At 68.5% G+C, this 17,143-nt stretch carries 19 protein-coding genes; 15 read left to right on the top strand and 4 right to left on the bottom strand.

Translation table 11 applies throughout. The annotated features are described in order from the left end of the window. Window positions 1-49 precede the first annotated feature (49 nt). The 3 genes from AC0662_RS33370 to dprA all read left to right on the top strand — a co-directional run bounded on the left by AC0662_RS33370 (window position 50) and on the right by dprA (window position 3,377). The gene (locus AC0662_RS33370; RefSeq protein WP_452204596.1) at window positions 50-406 is read left to right on the top strand and encodes a YraN family protein; all 357 of its coding nucleotides are present in this window, start codon (window positions 50-52) and stop codon (window positions 404-406) included. Then, a complete protein-coding gene (locus AC0662_RS33365; RefSeq protein ID WP_478305658.1) occupies window positions 406-1,983 on the top strand; it encodes a YifB family Mg chelatase-like AAA ATPase in 1,578 nt (525 codons plus the stop codon). The genes AC0662_RS33370 and AC0662_RS33365 overlap by 1 nt, the downstream gene beginning before the upstream one ends. Window positions 1,984-2,279: 296 nt before the next feature. Beyond that, window positions 2,280-3,377, top strand: coding sequence for a DNA-processing protein DprA (gene dprA / locus AC0662_RS33360; protein WP_452204594.1), 1,098 nt, complete (start codon window positions 2,280-2,282; stop codon window positions 3,375-3,377). A 655-nt stretch (window positions 3,378-4,032) separates the two neighbouring features. Here the strand turns inward: dprA and AC0662_RS33355 are convergent. After that, window positions 4,033-5,670, bottom strand: coding sequence for an APC family permease (locus tag AC0662_RS33355; protein ID WP_478305656.1), 1,638 nt, complete (start codon window positions 5,668-5,670; stop codon window positions 4,033-4,035). 136 nt (window positions 5,671-5,806) lie between these two features. Here AC0662_RS33355 and AC0662_RS33350 point away from each other — a divergent pair, with 136 nt between their 5' ends. The 3 genes from AC0662_RS33350 (at window position 5,807) to AC0662_RS33340 (ending at window position 7,771) form a co-directional block, all read left to right on the top strand. Further along, a complete protein-coding gene (locus tag AC0662_RS33350) occupies window positions 5,807-6,748 on the top strand; it encodes a tyrosine recombinase XerC (protein ID WP_478305654.1) in 942 nt (313 codons plus the stop codon). A gap of 87 nt (window positions 6,749-6,835) precedes the next feature. Continuing rightward, on the top strand, window positions 6,836-7,315 hold the full coding sequence (locus AC0662_RS33345) for an RrF2 family transcriptional regulator (RefSeq protein ID WP_452204591.1): 480 nt from the start codon (window positions 6,836-6,838) through the stop codon (window positions 7,313-7,315). A 51-nt stretch (window positions 7,316-7,366) separates the two neighbouring features. After that, window positions 7,367-7,771, top strand: coding sequence for a VOC family protein (locus AC0662_RS33340; protein WP_478305652.1), 405 nt, complete (start codon window positions 7,367-7,369; stop codon window positions 7,769-7,771). Window positions 7,772-7,820: 49 nt separating this feature from the next. Here AC0662_RS33340 and AC0662_RS33335 read toward each other — a convergent pair whose 3' ends face one another. After that, complete coding sequence (locus tag AC0662_RS33335; protein ID WP_478305650.1) at window positions 7,821-8,432, bottom strand: M23 family metallopeptidase; 612 nt, start codon at window positions 8,430-8,432, stop codon at window positions 7,821-7,823. 290 nt (window positions 8,433-8,722) lie between these two features. Here AC0662_RS33335 and rpsB point away from each other — a divergent pair, with 290 nt between their 5' ends. The 6 genes from rpsB to AC0662_RS33305 all read left to right on the top strand — a co-directional run bounded on the left by rpsB (window position 8,723) and on the right by AC0662_RS33305 (window position 13,639). Beyond that, window positions 8,723-9,754 (top strand): 30S ribosomal protein S2, encoded by a 1,032-nt coding sequence (rpsB, locus tag AC0662_RS33330; protein ID WP_478305648.1) that lies wholly within the window; start codon window positions 8,723-8,725, stop codon window positions 9,752-9,754. A gap of 113 nt (window positions 9,755-9,867) precedes the next feature. Then, a complete protein-coding gene (gene tsf / locus AC0662_RS33325) occupies window positions 9,868-10,686 on the top strand; it encodes a translation elongation factor Ts (RefSeq protein ID WP_452204519.1) in 819 nt (272 codons plus the stop codon). A 47-nt stretch (window positions 10,687-10,733) separates the two neighbouring features. Further along, the gene (pyrH, locus tag AC0662_RS33320; RefSeq protein ID WP_387776798.1) at window positions 10,734-11,495 is read left to right on the top strand and encodes a UMP kinase; all 762 of its coding nucleotides are present in this window, start codon (window positions 10,734-10,736) and stop codon (window positions 11,493-11,495) included. 136 nt (window positions 11,496-11,631) lie between these two features. Next, the gene (frr, locus tag AC0662_RS33315; protein ID WP_452204555.1) at window positions 11,632-12,186 is read left to right on the top strand and encodes a ribosome recycling factor; all 555 of its coding nucleotides are present in this window, start codon (window positions 11,632-11,634) and stop codon (window positions 12,184-12,186) included. Next, window positions 12,186-13,031 (top strand): phosphatidate cytidylyltransferase, encoded by an 846-nt coding sequence (locus AC0662_RS33310; protein WP_452204520.1) that lies wholly within the window; start codon window positions 12,186-12,188, stop codon window positions 13,029-13,031. The genes frr and AC0662_RS33310 overlap by 1 nt, the downstream gene beginning before the upstream one ends. Beyond that, window positions 13,031-13,639 carry a GNAT family N-acetyltransferase gene (locus AC0662_RS33305; protein WP_452204521.1) on the top strand — a complete coding sequence of 203 codons (609 nt, stop codon included), beginning with the start codon at window positions 13,031-13,033 and terminating at the stop codon, window positions 13,637-13,639. The genes AC0662_RS33310 and AC0662_RS33305 overlap by 1 nt, the downstream gene beginning before the upstream one ends. On the opposite strand, the gene AC0662_RS33300 is transcribed toward AC0662_RS33305, so the two are convergent. Together AC0662_RS33300 and AC0662_RS33295 are read right to left on the bottom strand one after the other, a co-directional pair. Beyond that, window positions 13,629-14,573, bottom strand: a complete 945-nt coding sequence (locus tag AC0662_RS33300) for an LLM class flavin-dependent oxidoreductase (RefSeq protein WP_452204522.1) — start codon at window positions 14,571-14,573, stop codon at window positions 13,629-13,631. The genes AC0662_RS33305 and AC0662_RS33300 overlap by 11 nt on opposite strands. A 49-nt stretch (window positions 14,574-14,622) precedes the next feature. Then, a complete protein-coding gene (locus AC0662_RS33295; RefSeq protein WP_452204523.1) occupies window positions 14,623-15,027 on the bottom strand; it encodes a MarR family winged helix-turn-helix transcriptional regulator in 405 nt (134 codons plus the stop codon). Between the two features lie 62 nt (window positions 15,028-15,089). Between AC0662_RS33295 and AC0662_RS33290 the strand changes: the two genes are divergently transcribed. The 3 genes from AC0662_RS33290 (at window position 15,090) to AC0662_RS33280 (ending at window position 17,115) form a co-directional block, all read left to right on the top strand. Then, window positions 15,090-15,986, top strand: coding sequence for an LLM class flavin-dependent oxidoreductase (locus AC0662_RS33290; protein ID WP_452204524.1), 897 nt, complete (start codon window positions 15,090-15,092; stop codon window positions 15,984-15,986). Window positions 15,987-16,085: 99 nt separating this feature from the next. Then, complete coding sequence (locus AC0662_RS33285) at window positions 16,086-16,757, top strand: C39 family peptidase (protein ID WP_452204525.1); 672 nt, start codon at window positions 16,086-16,088, stop codon at window positions 16,755-16,757. Between the two features lie 40 nt (window positions 16,758-16,797). Then, window positions 16,798-17,115 (top strand): Rdx family protein, encoded by a 318-nt coding sequence (locus tag AC0662_RS33280; protein WP_452204526.1) that lies wholly within the window; start codon window positions 16,798-16,800, stop codon window positions 17,113-17,115. The last annotated feature ends 28 nt before the right edge of the window (window positions 17,116-17,143 follow it).

Raw genomic sequence — 17,143 nt, 5'->3', positions numbered from 1 at the left:
CGTTTCCGAGGCCTGATCCCGGCATGTTCTCTGCCGGAGGTGGTCATCGATGCGGACCAGGAACACCGTCGGACGGTACGGCGAGGATCTCGCCGCGAGGTATCTCAGCACGCACGGTTTCGCCGTGCTCGAGCGCAACTGGCGCTGCGAGCTCGGCGAGATCGACATCGTGGCGCGCGAGGGCGACACGCTGGTCGTCTGTGAGGTCAAGACCCGCCGCGGGCTGAACTACGGCAGCCCGCTGGAGGCAGTCACCTACCGGAAGCTCGCCACGCTCCGGAAGCTGGCGGGCCGCTGGCTACAGACCCATCAGCTCAGACCGGCCGAGATCCGGATCGACGTCATCGCGATCCTGTTCGACCACGACACGCCACCGAGCGTGGACCACGTGCGAGGTGCGGCCTGATGCCGCTCGCACAGACCTGGTCCGTCGCCCTGGTCGGGCTGGAAGGCCACCTCGTCGAGGTCGAGGCCGACATCGCCCAGGGCCTGCCGAAGACGACCCTCATCGGACTCCCCGACGCGTCCCTGTCCGAAGCCCGCGACCGCGTCCGCGCCGCCGTGGTGAACAGCGGCGAGCGATTCCCCGACCGCAAGGTCACCATCGGCCTGTCACCGGCGACCCTGCCGAAGACCGGCTCGCACTACGACGTCGCCATCGCGCTGTCGCTGCTCACGGCTGCCGGCGTCGTCGAGCCGGAGGCGCTCCGCCGGACGGCGATCATCGGCGAGCTCGGCCTCGACGGCCGGATTCGCGAGGTCCGCGGCGCGCTCGCGATGACCCTGGCCGCGTCCCGCGCCGGCTTCGACCGCATCGTCGTACCCGACCTGAACGTCGGCGAAGCCCGCCTCGTCCCCGGCATCCAGGTGTACGGCGCTCGCTCGCTCCGTCAGGTGCTGGCTCTGCTTCGCGGCGTCGAGATCCCTGACGAAGCGCCGTCGCGCGCCGAGCCACGCCTGGTCTCGGAATCGCTGACCCGGGTCCCGGCGGTGGATCTCGACGACGTCATCGGCCAGTTCGAAGGCCGGCGGGCGATCGAGGCCGCGGCGGCCGGTGGTCATCACCTGTTCCTGCACGGCCCGCCGGGCTCGGGCAAAACCATGCTCGCGGAACGGCTGGCCGGGCTCATGCCCGAACTAAGCATGGACGACTCCCTCGAGGTCTCGGCCGTCCACTCACTCGCCGGGCTGCTCACCAACGACGCCGAGCTCGTCGTCCGCCCACCGTTCATCGCGCCACACCACACGGCATCGCTGGCGAGCCTCGTCGGTGGCGGTTCGGGCGTGCCGCGGCCCGGCGCCATCAGCTGCGCGCATCGCGGCATCCTGTTCATCGACGAGGCGCCCGAGATGCATCCGCTGACGCTCGACACGCTGCGCCAGCCGCTCGAGTCGGGCTTCGTCGAGGTCCACCGCGCAGCCGCGGTCGCGAAGTTCCCGGCCCGTTTCATGCTCGTCCTCGCGGCGAATCCGTGCCCCTGCGGCCTCGCCGGCACCGAGCAGGGCATCTGCAGCTGCACACCGCAGGTCCTCGCGCGATACCGCCAACGGATCAGCGGCCCGATCAAGGACCGCCTCGACATCCAACGCCAGATCCTCCCGGCCGCGCGCCGGATCAGCACCGGCGAAGCAGCGGAGTCGACCGCCGTCGTCGCCGCCCGCGTCCACACCGCCCGCGACCGCCAGACCCACCGCTACCGCGACACCGCCTGGACCCTCAACAGCGAAGTCCCCGGCCCGGTCCTGCGCCGCGAACACCCCTTGGACGACGCCAGCCAACAACTCCTGGAAGACCACTACGCCGCCGGCCGCCTCACCGCCCGAGGCTTCGACCGAGTCATCCGCGTCGCCTGGACCCTCACCGACCTGGCCGACCTCCCGACCCCCACCATTCACCAAACCCACGAAGCTTTCCAACTCCGCTCAGGCACGCCGCTGACCCCACTCTCCGACCAACGCCCCCTCAAAGGACCCACCCAATGACCCGCCATCCCACCCCCTCCACCCCGACCCTCCTCGGCCTGATGCCCTCCCTGTCGCCGACCCCGTTCACCAGCCCGCCCTCGCCCCCGTCATCGTCCTCGGATGCGGATGCGGGTGCCGTGGACGTGGGCGCCTCGGGTGGAGGCGCCGCGGGAGCGGCGGTAGCTGCGGGCGCTGCGCGTGTGGGGGCGGTGCGGGCGGGCGCATTGCGTGCTTCGGGGGTTGGTTCAGGGGGAGGGGATGTTGGGACATTAGTGGTTGCTGATGGCAATGGCGATGCGGAGCGGTTGGCTCGGGTGGGGCTGTCGCGGGTTGTCGAGCCCGGTGATCTCGCCGCGCTAAAAGCCTTCGACGGGATGGCACCGCTGGAGATCTGGGACCGCCTGCAGCAGAACGATCCCGACCTCGACCGCTGGTCCACGCGACTTGCCGGCGCCGACCCACACCGAGACCTCGAACGCGCCGCCGCGGTCGGCGCCCGCTTCGTCATCCCCGGCGACGACGAATGGCCCGACCAGGTGGAGATCCTCGAAGACGCAGGCCAGCTCTCGCGCCGCGCCGGCGTCCCGTTCGGCCTGTGGGTCCGCGGCAAACCCAATCTCCGAGCCGTCCTCACCCGAGCCATCGCCATGGTTGGCGCCCGCGCCTGCTCGTCGTACGGCGAACACGTAGCCGCCGAGCTCGCCTCCGGCCTCGCCGACAACGGAGTAACAGTCGTCTCGGGAGGTGCCTTCGGCATCGATGCAGCCGCCCACCGCGGCACCCTCGCCGCCGCCGGCCTGACGATCGCGGTCCTCGCCTGCGGTGTCGACGTCAGCTACCCGAAACGCAACTCGGCCCTCCTCAGCCGGATCGCCGAAGACGGTCTCGTCGTCAGCGAACTCCCACCCGGCTGCTCACCCACGAAGCTACGTTTCCTCACCCGCAACCGACTCATCGCCGCAGCCACCCAAGGCACGGTCGTCATCGAGGCCGCCATACGCAGCGGCGCCCTCAACACCGCCGGCTGGGCCGAACAATGCGGCCGCGCAGTCCTCGCCGTCCCCGGCCCCATCACATCCCGCATGTCCGCAGGCAGTCACCTACTGGTCCGCGAACGCAACGCGGTACTAGCCACCAACGTCGCCGACATCATCGAAGCAACCGCCCCGTTCGGCACCAGCCTCACCCCACACCCCCGCGCCCCAGAAACCCTCACCGACACCCTCCCCACAGACCTCCAACGCACCTTGGACGCCGTCCCCGTCCACACCCCAGCCCCCGCAACCCGCATAGCCATCACCGCCGGCCTAGACCTCCCCACAACCCAACAAGCCCTGGAGTCCCTAACAGCCCTCGCCCTAACCACCCAAACCCCCACCGGCTGGCACCTAACACCCCCACCCACGCCTTGACCGCAGCGGTGGCTGGCATCCGCCAACGGCCCAGTGCGCTCAGCGGCTGCACCCAACAACCCCTCGCCTTCGCCCCGCGGCGGCTGGACGTCCGCGAATGCCTCAAACCCCCACCGGCTGGGACCTAACGACCCCACCCACGCCTTGACCGCAGCGGTGGCTGGCATCCGCCAACGGCCCAGCGCGCTCAGCGGCTGGCACCTCACGACCCGACTCTCGCCTTAGCCGCAGCCGTGGCTAGCATCCGCCAGCGGTCTAGGGCCCTCAGCGGGCGGCACATAACAAGCCCACCCTGGCCTTCGCCGGCGGCAGCTGGATGTCGGTGGATGCCTCAGGCCCCCAACCCTCGTCTTGACCCGCCGCGGGTGGCTGGCCCTCCGCCAACGGCCCAGAGCCCTGAGCGGCCGGCGCCTGACAAACCCAACCTCGCCTTCACCCGCAGCGGTCGCTGGATGTCCGCCGACGGTCAGGTCCTCAGCGGACGGCGCTCTCGACCGATCCGGCGGGCTGTGGAGCTTGAGGGCCGACGGTCGGGGCGGGCGTGGGGTGCTTGCGCGCTTTGCGGTGGGTTTGGACAGGTTATTGCTTGTTCATGGTCCCCAGATCCTGTTCAGTCCCCCGGTTCGTGGCGGGAGGGGGACAGGAATGGGGGCGGTTAGTTGCGCATGTGTTTGCCGCGGGGGGTTTTGGCGGGTTGTTCGTCGGGTGGGGTGCGGATGGCGCGGAGTTCGGGGGTGTGGCGGTCGGGTTCGGGGCGGATGGCTTGGAAGCCGCCGGTGCCGGGGTCGGTGTCGCCCAGGTCGAAGTCCCAGCTGTCCTCGTTGGCGAGCCGGCTGTGCCAGCGGCCGTACAGGGCGTAGATCGCGACACCGATAAGCATCCACACGCCGAACTTGGTCCAGGTGCTCGTCTTCATGTTCAGCATCAGCCACACGGTGGCGGCCAGCGACAGCAACGGGATCAGCGGCACCATCGGTACTCGGAAGCCACGCTCCAGGTTGGGCTCGGAGCGTCGCAACGTCAGTACGCCGATCGCGCAGAACGCGAAGCAGAACAGCGCACCGATGACCAACAGTTCCTCGAGTTCCAGCACCTTCGGGTACAGCGTGAGCCCCAGTGCGGCGATGCCGGCCGCGGTGGCCGCGCGAGCGGGGGAGGAGTACACCCGGCTGACCCGGCCGAGGCTCTTCGGCAGCAGACCGTCGCGGCCCATGTTGAACAGCACTCGGCTCTGCGCGATGAGGACCACCATGATCACGGTCATCAACGCGAGCAATGCCCCGAGATTGACCACCTTCGCGGCCCATCCGACGCCGACAGCCGCCATCGCTTCCGAAACCGGGGCAGCCCCACCGAGCTTGCCGTACGGGCGCATGCCGACCAGCACGACCGCCATCGCGATGTAGAGGATCGTCACCGCGCCGACGCCGAGCAACATGCCTTGCGGGACGGTCTTGCGCGGGCTGCGCGCGTCTTCCGACGCGGTCGCGATCAGGTCGAAGCCGATGTAGGCGAACACGATCGTGCTCGCCGCGGTGAAGATGCCCATCGTCCCGAACGAGCCGAACGACGAGTCGAGAATCCAGCCCAGCAAGGTCGGACTCGCCGTCGCGGGTGCGGCCCGGGACGGCGGCACGAACGGGTGGTAGTTCGCCATGTTGATGTGTGTCGCACCGACGATCACGACGAGCAGGATGACCGCGACCTTGGCGATCACCACGATCGTCAGCACGCGCGCCGACAGCTTGGTGCCGGTGACGATCAGCACGGTCAGGACCACCAGCAACAACGGGGCCACGAGATTGACCTTCGCCTCCGGCCCGAAGAACTGCGCCACCCCGCTGGGCAGCGTGACCCCGAATCCGTCCAGCGTGGCGACGAAGTACGCCGACCAGACCCGCGCGACGATGGCGGCCGCGGTGACGAGTTCGAGGACGAGTGCCCAGCCGACCAGCCACGCCCACGCCTCGCCGAACGTCACGTAGCTGAAGGTGTACGCGCTACCGGAGACCGGGATCGTGGAGGACAGTTCCGCGTAGCAGGCCGCGGCCAGCAGACAGACGATCGCGGCGATCACGAACGACAGGATCACTGCCGGTCCGGCGACATTGGCCGCCTGGACGCCGCTGATGCTGAAGATGCCGGAGCCGATCATCACGCCCAGGCCGAGAACGACCAGGTCGCGACGACCGAACAAACGCGGCAGACGGTGCCGCGCGTCCTCGACTCGAGTGAACGCCGACTCGACCGGCAGGCGCCGGCCTACGGTCTGTCCGTTCGCTGAGGGGGCCATGGTCAGGGGTGCCTCCGTTGCTACTAGGGCAATCGGGCCGAACAGTAGTCGACCGTTGGGCTATCGACCAGACCTCCTTTTCCCGGTTCCCGCGCGGTGGCTTGCGATGCCAGGTCGCCTCACGCATCGTCGAGACATGACACCGGACGATGTCAGCGGAAACCCTTCCAGGCCGGAAGGTTTCACTGTGTTACTGGCTGACTACGAACGGCATCTGACGGCGGAAAGAGACCTCAGCACTCACTCCGTGAGAGCCTACATCGGAGACGTCGCGGATTTACTCGATCATTTGATTCGGCTTGGTCACGATGATCTCGAGGGTCTGGACATCCGCGGTCTGCGGTCCTGGCTGGCCAAACAGCAAAGTCTCGGGAAATCCCGCAGCACGATGGCTCGCCGGGCCACCGCCGCAAGGGTCTTCACCGCGTGGGCGCACCGGACCGGCCGGATCAGTACGGATCCCGGAGCGTTGCTCGCGAGCCCGCGACCGCACAAGAGCCTTCCGGGCGTGCTCGGGCAGGCCGACACCCGGTCTGTCCTCGACGCGGCCGCTGTCGCGGCGGATGACGGTAGTCCCGTCGGACTGCGGGATCTCGCAATCATGGAACTGCTGTACGCGACCGGAATCCGGGTCGGCGAGCTGTGCGCTCTCGACGTCGACGACATCGACCGTGAACGCCGCGTCGTCCGAGTCTTCGGCAAGGGCCGAAAGGAGCGGTCGGTCCCGTACGGCGTGCCTGCCGGCCGAGCGTTGGAGCGCTGGATTGCTGAGGCGCGCCCGCGGTTGGTTCGCGAAGGAAGCGGTCCGGCGGCGTTCCTGGGTGCACGAGGTGGTCGGATAGACCAGCGAGCGGTACGGCGGATGGTGCACCAACGGATGGCCGTCGTCGACGCACCGGATCTCGCACCGCACGGCCTGCGCCACACTGCGGCGACCCATTTGCTCGAAGGTGGCGCCGACCTCCGCAGTGTTCAGGAGCTGCTGGGTCACGCGTCGTTGGCGACCACACAGATCTACACCCACGTCTCCAGCGAACGTCTCCGGCAAGCGTTCCAGCAGGCGCACCCCCGAGCCTGACCCCGTCGGCCTGTGGAGCGGCTTGCGAGTGGGTCTGCCTGCGGGGCATGCGGCGCGTGAGCGGCTGGATGCGGCAGACTTCGGAGCATGCGGGTTTCGGCGAAGTCTGACTATGCGTTGCGAGCGCTGATCGAGATCACCCAGCGATGGGCGGCGAGCGATCCGTCGGTGGTATCGGCCGAGGAGCTCAGCCGGGCGCAGGGCATTCCGCACGGCTTCCTGCAGGGAATCCTCGCCGACCTGCGCCGGGCCGGCGTGCTGGCGAGCCAGCGCGGCCAGTCGGGCGGGTGGCGCTTGGCGGTCGATCCGAACGAGATCTCGGTCGCCGATGTGATGCGCGCGGTCGACGGCCCGATCGTGAGTATCTCGGGGGTCCGGCCGGAGAGCGTCACCTACAACGAGCACGCGGTCGTCCTGCAGCGGGTCTGGATCGCGGCCCGCGCGAGCCTGCGCGACGTCCTCGAGAACACCACGCTTGTCGATCTCGCCAAGAACAAGCTTCCGGCCGGTGTCGAGCGCCGTTCGAAGGACGAGGACGCCTGGCAGGCGCGCGTCCCGGGCAGCTGAACCCGTGCTACAGTCACGGCTTATATAAGCCGTGGCTACAGGGGAGTGGATATGGGCGAGCAGCAGATCAAGACGTTCCTGATGTTCGAGGGTGGCGCGGAAGCGGCGATGACGTTCTATCTCTCGCTGTTCGACGACGCCGAGGTCGTGTCGATCGCGAAGTACGGCCCTGAGGGTCCCGGGCCGGAGGGTTCGGTGATGGTCGCGACGTTCACGTTGGCCGGGCAGCAGTTCATGTGCAGCGACAGTTTTCAGCACCATGGATTCACCTTCACGCCTTCGACGTCGTTGTTCGTGGACTGTGCGGACGAGGCCGAGCTCGAGCGGCTGTACGGCGCGCTGGTCGAGGGTGGCGGGGCCTTGATGCCGCTGGGGGACTACGGGTTCAGCAAGAAGTTCGGCTGGGTCAACGACCGTTTCGGCGTCTCCTGGCAGCTCAACCTCCCGCACGCGTAACCGGCGCGCGCGACGTGCCGCACCAGTGACCGGCGTACGTGGGTGGCGGTTACTCGCGTCTGATGAGTAGTCCTGCGGTCAGCGTCAGGGCTGCGGTTGCGGCGATCAGGATCTTGGCTGTTCGCTGATCTCCCCTTGATGAGCCATCTGGTGAACGCGCCGATGCCGCCGCGGCAGGCGGTGGCGCGGTCGCCGGATGCGCCTCCTGTCCGGCGAGCGGGAGTAGACGAATCGGCCGATTAGGCACCAGCGTCAGCGGGTTGAGGTACGCCTTCCCCTGCAGCAGCCCCCAATGCAGGCAGGCTCGCGGCAGGCAATGCGATCCCGCCGCCGACAGCCGCCCGATGACCGTTCCGGTCGTCACTGTCGCTCCGACAGACACGGCGGCGATCACCGGTTCGTACGTCGTACGCCGGGCTCCGGTGGTGATCGTGACGACACCTCGGCCGGCGAGCGGTCCGGCGTACGTGATCGTGCCGGGGGTGGCGGCGAGGACCGGTTGGCCGGGGCGGCCGGCGAGATCGACGCCGCGATGGCCCGGGAGCCAGGGTTTGGCGGGTAGCTCGAAGCCGCGGACCACCTGGGGTCTGGGCTCCAGCGGCCAGTCGGTCGGGGTCGGGGCGAGGGGGAGGGTGGCGAGGGTCAGCAGGGCGAGGTTCATGCCAGGGAAGATGCCGTGATCGGGGGCTTCGCGGACGGCTGATGTCGCGCCTGTGGACAACGGTGCCCGGTTCGCATTCCGCGCAGGCGGTCACGTACACTTCCGGTGGCGCCCCGTCTCGATGGGGCGACTACGCATGCCCGCACAAACTGTGACGTTCCTCGGTCCCGGAGGCTACTCCGGGTGGACCGGCGCGACGGGCATCAGGAGCCACGGATCACCCGATCCGCGGCGGTACAACCAAACCAGGGCCCGGAAGCACAAGCCGGGCTGCAAAAGGAGAACCACTCATGGCCGTCGTGACCATGAAGCAGCTGCTCGAGAGCGGCGTGCACTTCGGACACCAGACCCGGCGCTGGAACCCGAAGATGAAGCGCTACATCCTCACTGAGCGCAACGGCATCTACATCATCGACCTCCAGCAGTCGCTGTCGTACATCGACCGCGCCTACGAGTTCGTGCGTAGCACCGTGGCGTCCGGTGGAGCGATCCTGTTCGTCGGTACCAAGAAGCAGGCCCAGGAAGCGATCGCCGAGCAGGCGACCCGCGTCGGGATGCCGTACGTGAACCAGCGCTGGCTGGGCGGCATGCTGACCAACTTCCAGACCGTCAACAAGCGGCTCCAGCGCCTCAAGGAGCTCGAGCTGATCGACTTCGACGACGTGGCCGCTTCCGGTGTCACCAAGAAGGAGCTGCTGCAGAAGCGTCGCGAGCACGACAAGCTGCTCAAGACCCTCGGCGGTATCCGCGACATGGCCCGGGTTCCGGCCGCCGTGTGGATCGTGGACACCAAGAAGGAGCACCTCGCGGTCGACGAGGCGCGCAAGCTGAAGCTGCCGATCATCGGCATCCTGGACACCAACTGCGACCCGGACGAGGTCGACTACCCGATCCCGGGGAACGACGACGCGATCCGCTCGGTCGGCCTGCTCACGCGGGTCGTCGCCGACGCCGTCGCCGACGGCCTGATGGGCCGCTCGGGTCAGGGCTCCGCCGCTGCCGGCGAGGAGCTGGGCCAGGAAGAGCCGCTGGCTGCCTGGGAGCGCGAGCTGCTGGAGAGCCAGAACGGCACCGCCAAGACCGGCGAGGCCAAGACCGAGGAGAAGGCCGCCGAGGCTGCCCCGGCCGCTGAGGCTGCCCCGGCTGCTGAGGCCGCTCCGGCCGCGGACGTGCTCACCGAGCCGATCGCGACCGCCGCCGAGGTCACCGAGGCGAAGGCTCCGGAGGCCGCTGAGGCCGCTGAGGCTGCTGAGGCCACTCCGGCTGCTGAGGCTGCCCCGGCCGCCGAGGCCACGGACGCGCCGAAGGCCGACGAGGCCTGACAGCCCGCTGACGCCGCCCGGGTCCGCCCGGGCGGCGTCTCCCAGCTGCCGCGGCCCGGCCGCCGGCGCTGCCCGCCCACCCCAGCCGCATCGAGAAGACGAGAGAACGAGGAATGGCGAACTACACCGCCGCTGACGTGAAGAAGCTCCGCGACGCCACGGGCGCGGGCATGATGGACGCGAAGAAGGCGCTCGAGGCCACCGACGGCGACTTCGAGAAGGCCATCGAGGAGCTGCGCATCAAGGGCGCGGCCAAGGCTCAGAAGCGTGGCGCCGAGCGGTCCGCCACCAACGGCCTGGTGGCCGCGGCGGAGAACGCGCTGGTCCAGCTGAACTGCGAGACCGACTTCGTCGCCAAGAACGAGCAGTTCCAGCAGCTGGCCGCGGACATCGTCGCGCACGCTTCGGCGAGCAAGGTCGGCGACATCGAGGGCCTGCTGAACGAGAAGCTGACCGACGGCAAGTCGGTCGCCGAGAACATCGAGGCCCTGGCCGCCGTCATCGGCGAGAAGCTGGAGCTCGGCAAGGTCGCCGTCTTCGACGGCAAGGTCACGGCGTACATGCACAAGCGCGCCGCGGACCTGCCGGCCCAGGTCGGCGTGCTGGTCGAGTTCGAGGGTGACGACGTCGAGGCCGCCCGCGGCGCCGCCATGCAGGCCGCCGCGATGCGCCCGCTGTACACCACCCGCGACGAGGTCCCGGCCGAGACGGTCGAGAACGAGAAGCGGATCGCCGAGGCGACCGCGCGCGAGGAGGGCAAGCCGGAAGGCGCCCTGCCGAAGATCGTCGAGGGCCGGGTGAACGGCTTCTTCAAGGACGTCGTCCTGCTCGAGCAGCCGTCGGTGACCGAGAACAAGAAGACCGTGAAGGCCGTGCTCGACAGCGCCGGTGTGACCGTGAAGCGGTTCGCCCGCTTCGAGGTCGGCGCCTGATCCCGCGAAGGATCTGAGCGGACATAACGAACGAGGAGGCCGGAATCGTGACGGAAACCCTGGGTACCGAGACGAGTCCGGCCTCTTCGCCGTTCTCGCCGGCCTACCACCGGGTGCTGCTGAAGCTGTCGGGTGAGGTGTTCGGCGGCGGCAAGCTCGGCGTCGACCCCGACGTCGTGAACTCGATCGCCAAGCAGGTCGCCGAGGTGGCCCGGGCAGGCGTGCAGGTCGCCGTGGTGGTCGGCGGCGGCAACTTCTTCCGCGGTGCCGAGCTGCAGCAGCGCGGCATGGAGCGGAACCGCGCCGACTACATGGGCATGCTCGGCACGGTGATGAACTGCCTGGCCCTCCAGGACTTCCTGGAGAAGCTCGGCATCGAGACCCGCGTGCAGACCGCCATCACCATGGGCCAGGTCGCCGAGCCCTACATCCCGCGCAAGGCCGAGCGGCACCTGGAGAAGGGCCGCGTGGTCATCTTCGGTGCCGGTTCGGGTATGCCGTACTTCTCCACCGACACCGTCGCCGCGCAGCGCGCGCTGGAGATCGGTGCGGAGGCGCTGCTGATGGGCAAGCAGGGCGTGGACGGTGTCTACGACTCCGACCCGAAGAAGAACCCGGACGCGGTGAAGTTCGACCAGCTGTCGTACGACGACTTCCTGTCCCGCGGCCTGCGGGTCGCCGACGCCACCGCGATCAGCCTGGCCCGCGACAACGCGCTGCCGATCGTGATCTTCGGTCTCGAGGAGGGCAATATCGCCCGCGTCGTGCACGGCGAGAAGATCGGAACGGTCGTCTCCCGCGGCCAGTAACCCGGCGTAGGCCAGGCCAACCCGTACGACTAGGATCGTCGAACACGGGTCGATGTCCGTTATCTGGTGGACCCGCGTTCGTAGGGTAGGAGTGTGGCCGCGCCGAGGTGGCCCAGAGGAAGCGAGGAATGTCGTGATCGACGAAGCTCTCCGCGATGCCGAGCAGAAGATGTCCAAGGCCGTGGAGGTTGCGAAGGACGACTTCGCCGCGATCCGCACCGGCCGTGCGCACCCGCAGATGTTCGCGGGCATCCTGGCCGACTACTACGGGAGCCCGACGCCGCTGCAGCAGCTGGCCGGTTTCCAGGTCCCGGAGCCCCGCACGGTGCTGATCTCGCCGTACGACAAGGGTGCGATGGCGGCGATCGAGAAGGCGATCCGCGACTCCGACCTCGGGGTGAACCCGGGGAACGACGGTGCCGTGATCCGCGTGGTGATGCCGCAGCTCACCGAGGAGCGCCGCAAGGAGTACATCAAGCTCGCGAAGACCAAGGCCGAGGACGCCAAGGTCTCGATGCGCAACATCCGCCGGCACGCGATGGACCAGGTGCACAAGACCGTCAAGGACGGCGACGCCGGCGAGGACGAGGGCAAGAGTGCTGAGAAGCGGCTCGACGGGTTGACGAAGAAGTATGTCGACTCCATCGACGACCTGCTCAAGCACAAGGAAGCCGAACTGCTCGAGGTGTGATGGGCGTCGAGAGCACGCCCGCGCCGAGTCCCAGCCCGAGCCGCGCCGGGCGGAACCTGCCCGCGGCGATCGCGGTCGGAGTGGGACTGGGCGCGCTGATCATCGGCTCGCTGTACTGGCAGAAGGTGCTGTTCGTCGTCGTAGTGCTGGCCACCGTGCTGGTCGCGGTCGACGAGATGATGAAGGCACTGCGTACCGGCGGCGCGGTGATCCCGCGGATCCCGCTGTTCGTCGGTACGGCGGCGATGCTCGTCGCGGCGTACTTCGGGGGACCGATGGCGCTGCTCGTGGCGCTCGCGGGCACCGTTCTGGGGACGCTGTTCTGGCGAATGCCGGGCGGTTCGGTCGGGTTCGTCCGGGACACGTCCGCCGGCGTGTTCCTGATCGGCTACGTCCCGTTGCTGGCCGGTTTCGCCGTGCTGCTCGTGCAACCGGAGGCCGACGGGCCGCAGCGGGTGACGACGTTCTTCCTGGTCACGGTCGCGAGTGATGTCGGTGGGTACGCCGCGGGCGTGCTGTTCGGCAAGCACCCGATGGCGCCGACGATCAGTCCGAAGAAGTCGTGGGAGGGCTTCGCCGGGTCGACGCTGGCGTGTATCGGCGCCGGTATCGGGTCGGTCGTGCTGCTGCTCGACGGCAACTGGTGGGTCGGCGCGATCGTCGGCGCGGTCGCCGTGGTGACCGCGACGGTCGGCGATCTCGCTGAGTCGATGATCAAGCGCGACCTCGGCATCAAGGACATGTCGAACCTGCTGCCCGGTCACGGCGGCGTGATGGACCGTCTCGACTCACTGCTCGCAACCGCCCCCGCGGTGTGGCTCGTTCTCCACTTGCTGGTGAAGTGATGACCGTTGCACCGGATGGCCGGTCGCTGATTGGTGATGTCGTACGGCTGGATCGGATGCGGTCCGAGGACATCGACGAGCTGTACGCCGCGATCGCCAACGAGCAGGTGTACGCCGGTGGGTTCGGCGGCGGCCCCGCTGCGATGCCGGGCAGCGCCGAGGACATGCGGGCGAAATGGATCCCGGCCGCGGCCAAACGGTTCGCGTACGTGGTCCGGCTGGTTGCCGACAGCCCGCTCGGCGCCGCCGGAACAGTCGTCGGTACGTCGAGCCTCGCGGACGTCGACCTGGTCAACGAGCGGGCCCACCTGGGCTTCACCGGCTACGCGCCGGCGGTCTGGGGGACCGCGGTGAACCCGGCCGCCAAGCTGCTGCTGCTCGAGCACGCCTTCGAGGTGTGCGGATTCGGCCGCGTGAAGATCCAGACCGGCACGAAGAACACCCGCTCGCAGGCGGCGATCGCAAAGCTCGGCGCGACTCGCGAGGGCGTGCTGCGGCGGCACATGCGGCAGGCCGACGGCTCGTTCCGGGACACCGTGGTGTTCTCGATCCTGGCCGACGAGTGGCCCGAGGTGCGGAAGCGCCTGGAGGCCCGGATCAGCCGCTGAGCTTCGCCAGCGCCGCGTAGGAGGCGAGCAGCGCGGACCGGTCGAACGTGTTCGTGGTGATCAGGAGCTCGTCGGCCGCGGTACGACGTACCAGATCGCCAAGGGCTTGATCGACTTTGTCTGCTGTGCCGTAGATCTGGCCGCGGAGTGCGTTCTCGAAGAACTCCTGCTCGCGGGCGGTCATCTCGTCGGGTACCTCGGCCTGGAGCGGTGGGAAGACTCCGCGGGTGCGTGAGTACGCGCTCGCCCAGGCCTCGGGCAGCAGGAGCTCGCGGGCGGCCTCGGTGGAGTCCGCGATCGCGGCGGTGACGGCGAGGATCACGTACGGCTCAGTGGCCCAGGCCGACGGCCGGAAGGTACTCCGGTAGTCCTCGAGGACTGACGTGGAATCGGAGCGGGCAGCGAGGACCACGGGCAGTCCCAACGACGCGGCGATCGTCGCGCCTTCACCGACGGCCAGGATGAACGGCGGGAGATCGAGCCCTTCGCCGGGGCGGGCGTGGACCTGGTCGCCCGACGTACCGGCGAGGTAGCTGAGGAGCTCCTCGACCTGGGTGCTGAAGTCGTCGGCCGCATCCTTGTCGACCCCGAGCGCACGCCGTACCCCGTTGGTGAAGCCGACCGAGCGGCCGAGGCCCATGTCGATCCGGCCCGGATACAGCGATTCCAGGACGCCGAACTGTTCTGCCACGACCAGCGGCCTGTGGTTCGGCAGCATCACGCCGCCGGTGCCGACGCGGATCCGTTCGGTGCGGGCGGCAACGGCTGCGGCCAGCAGAGTCGGCGCCGAGCCGACGACGCCCGGAACGCTGTGGTGCTCCGACACCCAGAACCGCTTGTAGCCAAGCTCTTCGACCTGCTGCGCGAGTTCGACGGTGGCTCGCAGCGTCTCCGCCTCCGACTCGCCGACACGCGTCCTGGACCGATCGAGCACTGACAAAGGGACGGAGAGCATGTTCAGTTCAACGGGCAGGCCGGAGGCCTCATTCCCCCAGCAGGAGCCGCAGATCGTCGCGGAAGCGATCCGGAGCCGTCAGGGGAGCGAGGAACTGCTGCTCCACCTCCCGCCGGATCCGCTCCGCCGTCTCGAACGTGGACTCACCGAGTGAAGTCAGTACGACGACGTTCCGCCGCCGATCCTCCGGACTGCGCCGGCGCTCGACGAAGCCGCGTTCCTCGAGCCCGTCGAGCAGGTCGCCGATCGACGTACGGTCCACCCGCAACCGCGCGGCGACCTCGAGCTGGGACAGCGGTTCACCCGACGCGACAGCCGACAGGACAGCCAGGTCGCGGCCGTTCAGTCCGTGCGGCGCCAGCGCCTTGGTCTGTGCCTCGGTGAGCTGCGCCAGGACGTGTTTGAGCAGATATCCCAGCCGGTCGGACGCCATACCGTCGAATCTACCGGGGAACTGATCGTCAGGAATACTGATCATCAGTTACCCTGACGATTATGTCACCGACTTTCGGTCTGAAGACCACTCCGATGCACGTCCCGTACGCCGACATCCGCCGCGTCTGGCTCGAAGCCGACGAGGTCCCGCAGATTCGCGACGCCTGGCTCTGGGATCACTTCCTCCCGCTCGCCGGCCCGAAGAACGGCGACGTACTCGAGGGCTGGACGCTGCTGAGCGCGCTCGCCGCGCAAACCACCCGGCTGCGCCTGGGGCTGCTCGTCACCAGCAACCGGATCCGCCCGCCTGCCGTGCTCGGCAAGGTCGCGAGCACGCTGGACGTCATCTCGGGCGGCCGCCTGATCATGGGCCTCGGCGCCGGCGGCACCCATCAACCCGCCGGCCAGAGCGGCATCGCGGGACCGAACCCGGCCATCGAGGAGTACGCCGCCTACGGGCTGACGCTCGTTCCGCCGGGCGAGGGGGTCGACCGGCTCCGCGAAACTGTCGAGATCCTGCGGCGGATGTGGACCGAGGACGAGTTCGACTTCCATGGCCGCTATTACTCACTCGAACGCAACCGCAACGCGCCGAAGCCGATCCAGCCGGCCGGTCCGCCGCTGCTGATCGGTGGCTGGGGCAATCGCATGCTGCGCCTCGTCGCGGAGTACGCCGACGTGTGGAACATCAGCGGGCCGCCGCACACCGACTTCGACACACTCGCCGATCGGATGCGCCGGCTCGACGAGGAGTGTGCGCGGATCGGTCGCGATCCGTCGACGATCAGCCGATCACTGCAGCAGATCGTCTCGTACGACGATCCGGCGTCGACCCGCGCGATCGTGGAGAAGGCCGTCAGACTCGGCTTCGATCACATCGTGTTGTCGCTCCCGCGGCCGTACCCGGAGTACGCCGTGCGGTGGCTGGTCCGGGAAATCATCGACCCTTTCCACTGAGCTCGAAAGGCTCGGTGATTTTTTCACCCGAACCGATAGTTGCTGTGTCAGTATCAAACACAGGACGACCCGCCCCGGTCGTCCCAGTGAGGAGCTGACATGACCCCCACGACGAAGTTCAAGGCCGCGCTCTGCGGTCTCGCGCTCATTGCAGCCGCCGCCCTTCCGATGTCCACGGCAACCGCCCAGCCCGCCCGGACAGTCGATGCCGCACCTGCGGCCGCCGCCAAACCCGTGCCGAGGCTCGGCTTCTCGACGCAGACTGTCAAGACGCTGAACATCGACTTCCAGTACCAGCAGACCGGTTACTGGTGCGGCCCGGCGGCGACCCGGATCGCGCTGTCGGCCCGGATCTCGCCGCCGAGCCAGCAGCAGTTGGCCAACGAGTTGCCGACCACCACCAACGGCACCGACTGGATCGGCCAGGTCACCCGGGTGCTCAACAACCACCTCGGCACCGGCTGGTACGAGACCAAGGAGATGCCCAACGACCCGCCCACCCAGGCGCAGCGTGACCTGCTCTGGCGGGACATCGTCCTCGACATCGACAACAACTACCCGATCGTCGCCAATATCGTTGCCCCGGCCAACAACCACCCGCCGGGCTACCCGAACTACACGATCTACCACTACTTCACCGTGATCGGGTACGACTCCGGCGACCAGACTGTCCTGATCGCCGACCCGGCCGGGTTCGCCCCGACCGCGACGTACTGGCTGACCTTCAACCAGCTCGCCACGCTGATTCCGCCGAAGGGCTATTCGGCCTGAGGAAACGCCCTCGTCACGGCGGCGAGATACCTTGGTCGCCGTGACGAGGGAACCGCGGTTGGAGATCGAGTACTGCACGCAGTGCCGGTGGTTGATGCGCGCCGCCTGGACCGCGCAGGAGCTGCTGACGACGTTCCCGAAGGAGCTCGGCGAGGTCGCGCTCGTACCGGGGACCGGGGGAGTGTTCGACATCCACCTGGACGGCGAGCTGCTCTGGTCGCGCAAGGCGGAGGGCGGGTTCGCCGAAATCCCGCTGCTCAAGCAGATGGTCCGGGACCGGATCGCGCCGGACCGCAAGCTCGGGCACTCGGACCGCCGGGAGAGTGATCCGCAGCACGCTGCGGATGTGAATTTGTGAACCGCCGGACCGGCTTGCGACAATAGGG

It is taken from the genome of Kribbella sp. NPDC043289, assembly GCF_056436705.1.
Note: the sequence above shows the minus strand (reverse complement) of the source record. Positions and strands in the feature narration are given on the sequence as shown.

Bases quoted from the DNA above. Each gene is read 5' to 3' on its own strand.
- tsf (WP_452204519.1), top strand. From the start codon at position 9,868: ATGGCGAACTACACCGCCGCTGACGTGAAGAAGCTCCGCGACGCCACG.
- AC0662_RS33350 (WP_478305654.1), top strand. From the start codon at position 5,807: ATGACACCGGACGATGTCAGCGGAAACCCTTCCAGGCCGGAAGGTTTC.
- AC0662_RS33295 (WP_452204523.1), bottom strand. From the start codon at position 15,027: ATGGCGTCCGACCGGCTGGGATATCTGCTCAAACACGTCCTGGCGCAG.
- AC0662_RS33340 (WP_478305652.1), top strand. From the start codon at position 7,367: ATGGGCGAGCAGCAGATCAAGACGTTCCTGATGTTCGAGGGTGGCGCG.
- AC0662_RS33310 (WP_452204520.1), top strand. From the start codon at position 12,186: ATGGGCGTCGAGAGCACGCCCGCGCCGAGTCCCAGCCCGAGCCGCGCC.
- AC0662_RS33370 (WP_452204596.1), top strand. From the start codon at position 50: ATGCGGACCAGGAACACCGTCGGACGGTACGGCGAGGATCTCGCCGCG.
- AC0662_RS33345 (WP_452204591.1), top strand. From the start codon at position 6,836: ATGCGGGTTTCGGCGAAGTCTGACTATGCGTTGCGAGCGCTGATCGAG.
- AC0662_RS33365 (WP_478305658.1), top strand. From the start codon at position 406: ATGCCGCTCGCACAGACCTGGTCCGTCGCCCTGGTCGGGCTGGAAGGC.
- AC0662_RS33355 (WP_478305656.1), bottom strand. From the start codon at position 5,670: ATGGCCCCCTCAGCGAACGGACAGACCGTAGGCCGGCGCCTGCCGGTC.
- AC0662_RS33285 (WP_452204525.1), top strand. From the start codon at position 16,086: ATGACCCCCACGACGAAGTTCAAGGCCGCGCTCTGCGGTCTCGCGCTC.
- AC0662_RS33335 (WP_478305650.1), bottom strand. From the start codon at position 8,432: ATGAACCTCGCCCTGCTGACCCTCGCCACCCTCCCCCTCGCCCCGACC.
- AC0662_RS33290 (WP_452204524.1), top strand. From the start codon at position 15,090: ATGTCACCGACTTTCGGTCTGAAGACCACTCCGATGCACGTCCCGTAC.
- AC0662_RS33305 (WP_452204521.1), top strand. From the start codon at position 13,031: ATGACCGTTGCACCGGATGGCCGGTCGCTGATTGGTGATGTCGTACGG.
- rpsB (WP_478305648.1), top strand. From the start codon at position 8,723: ATGGCCGTCGTGACCATGAAGCAGCTGCTCGAGAGCGGCGTGCACTTC.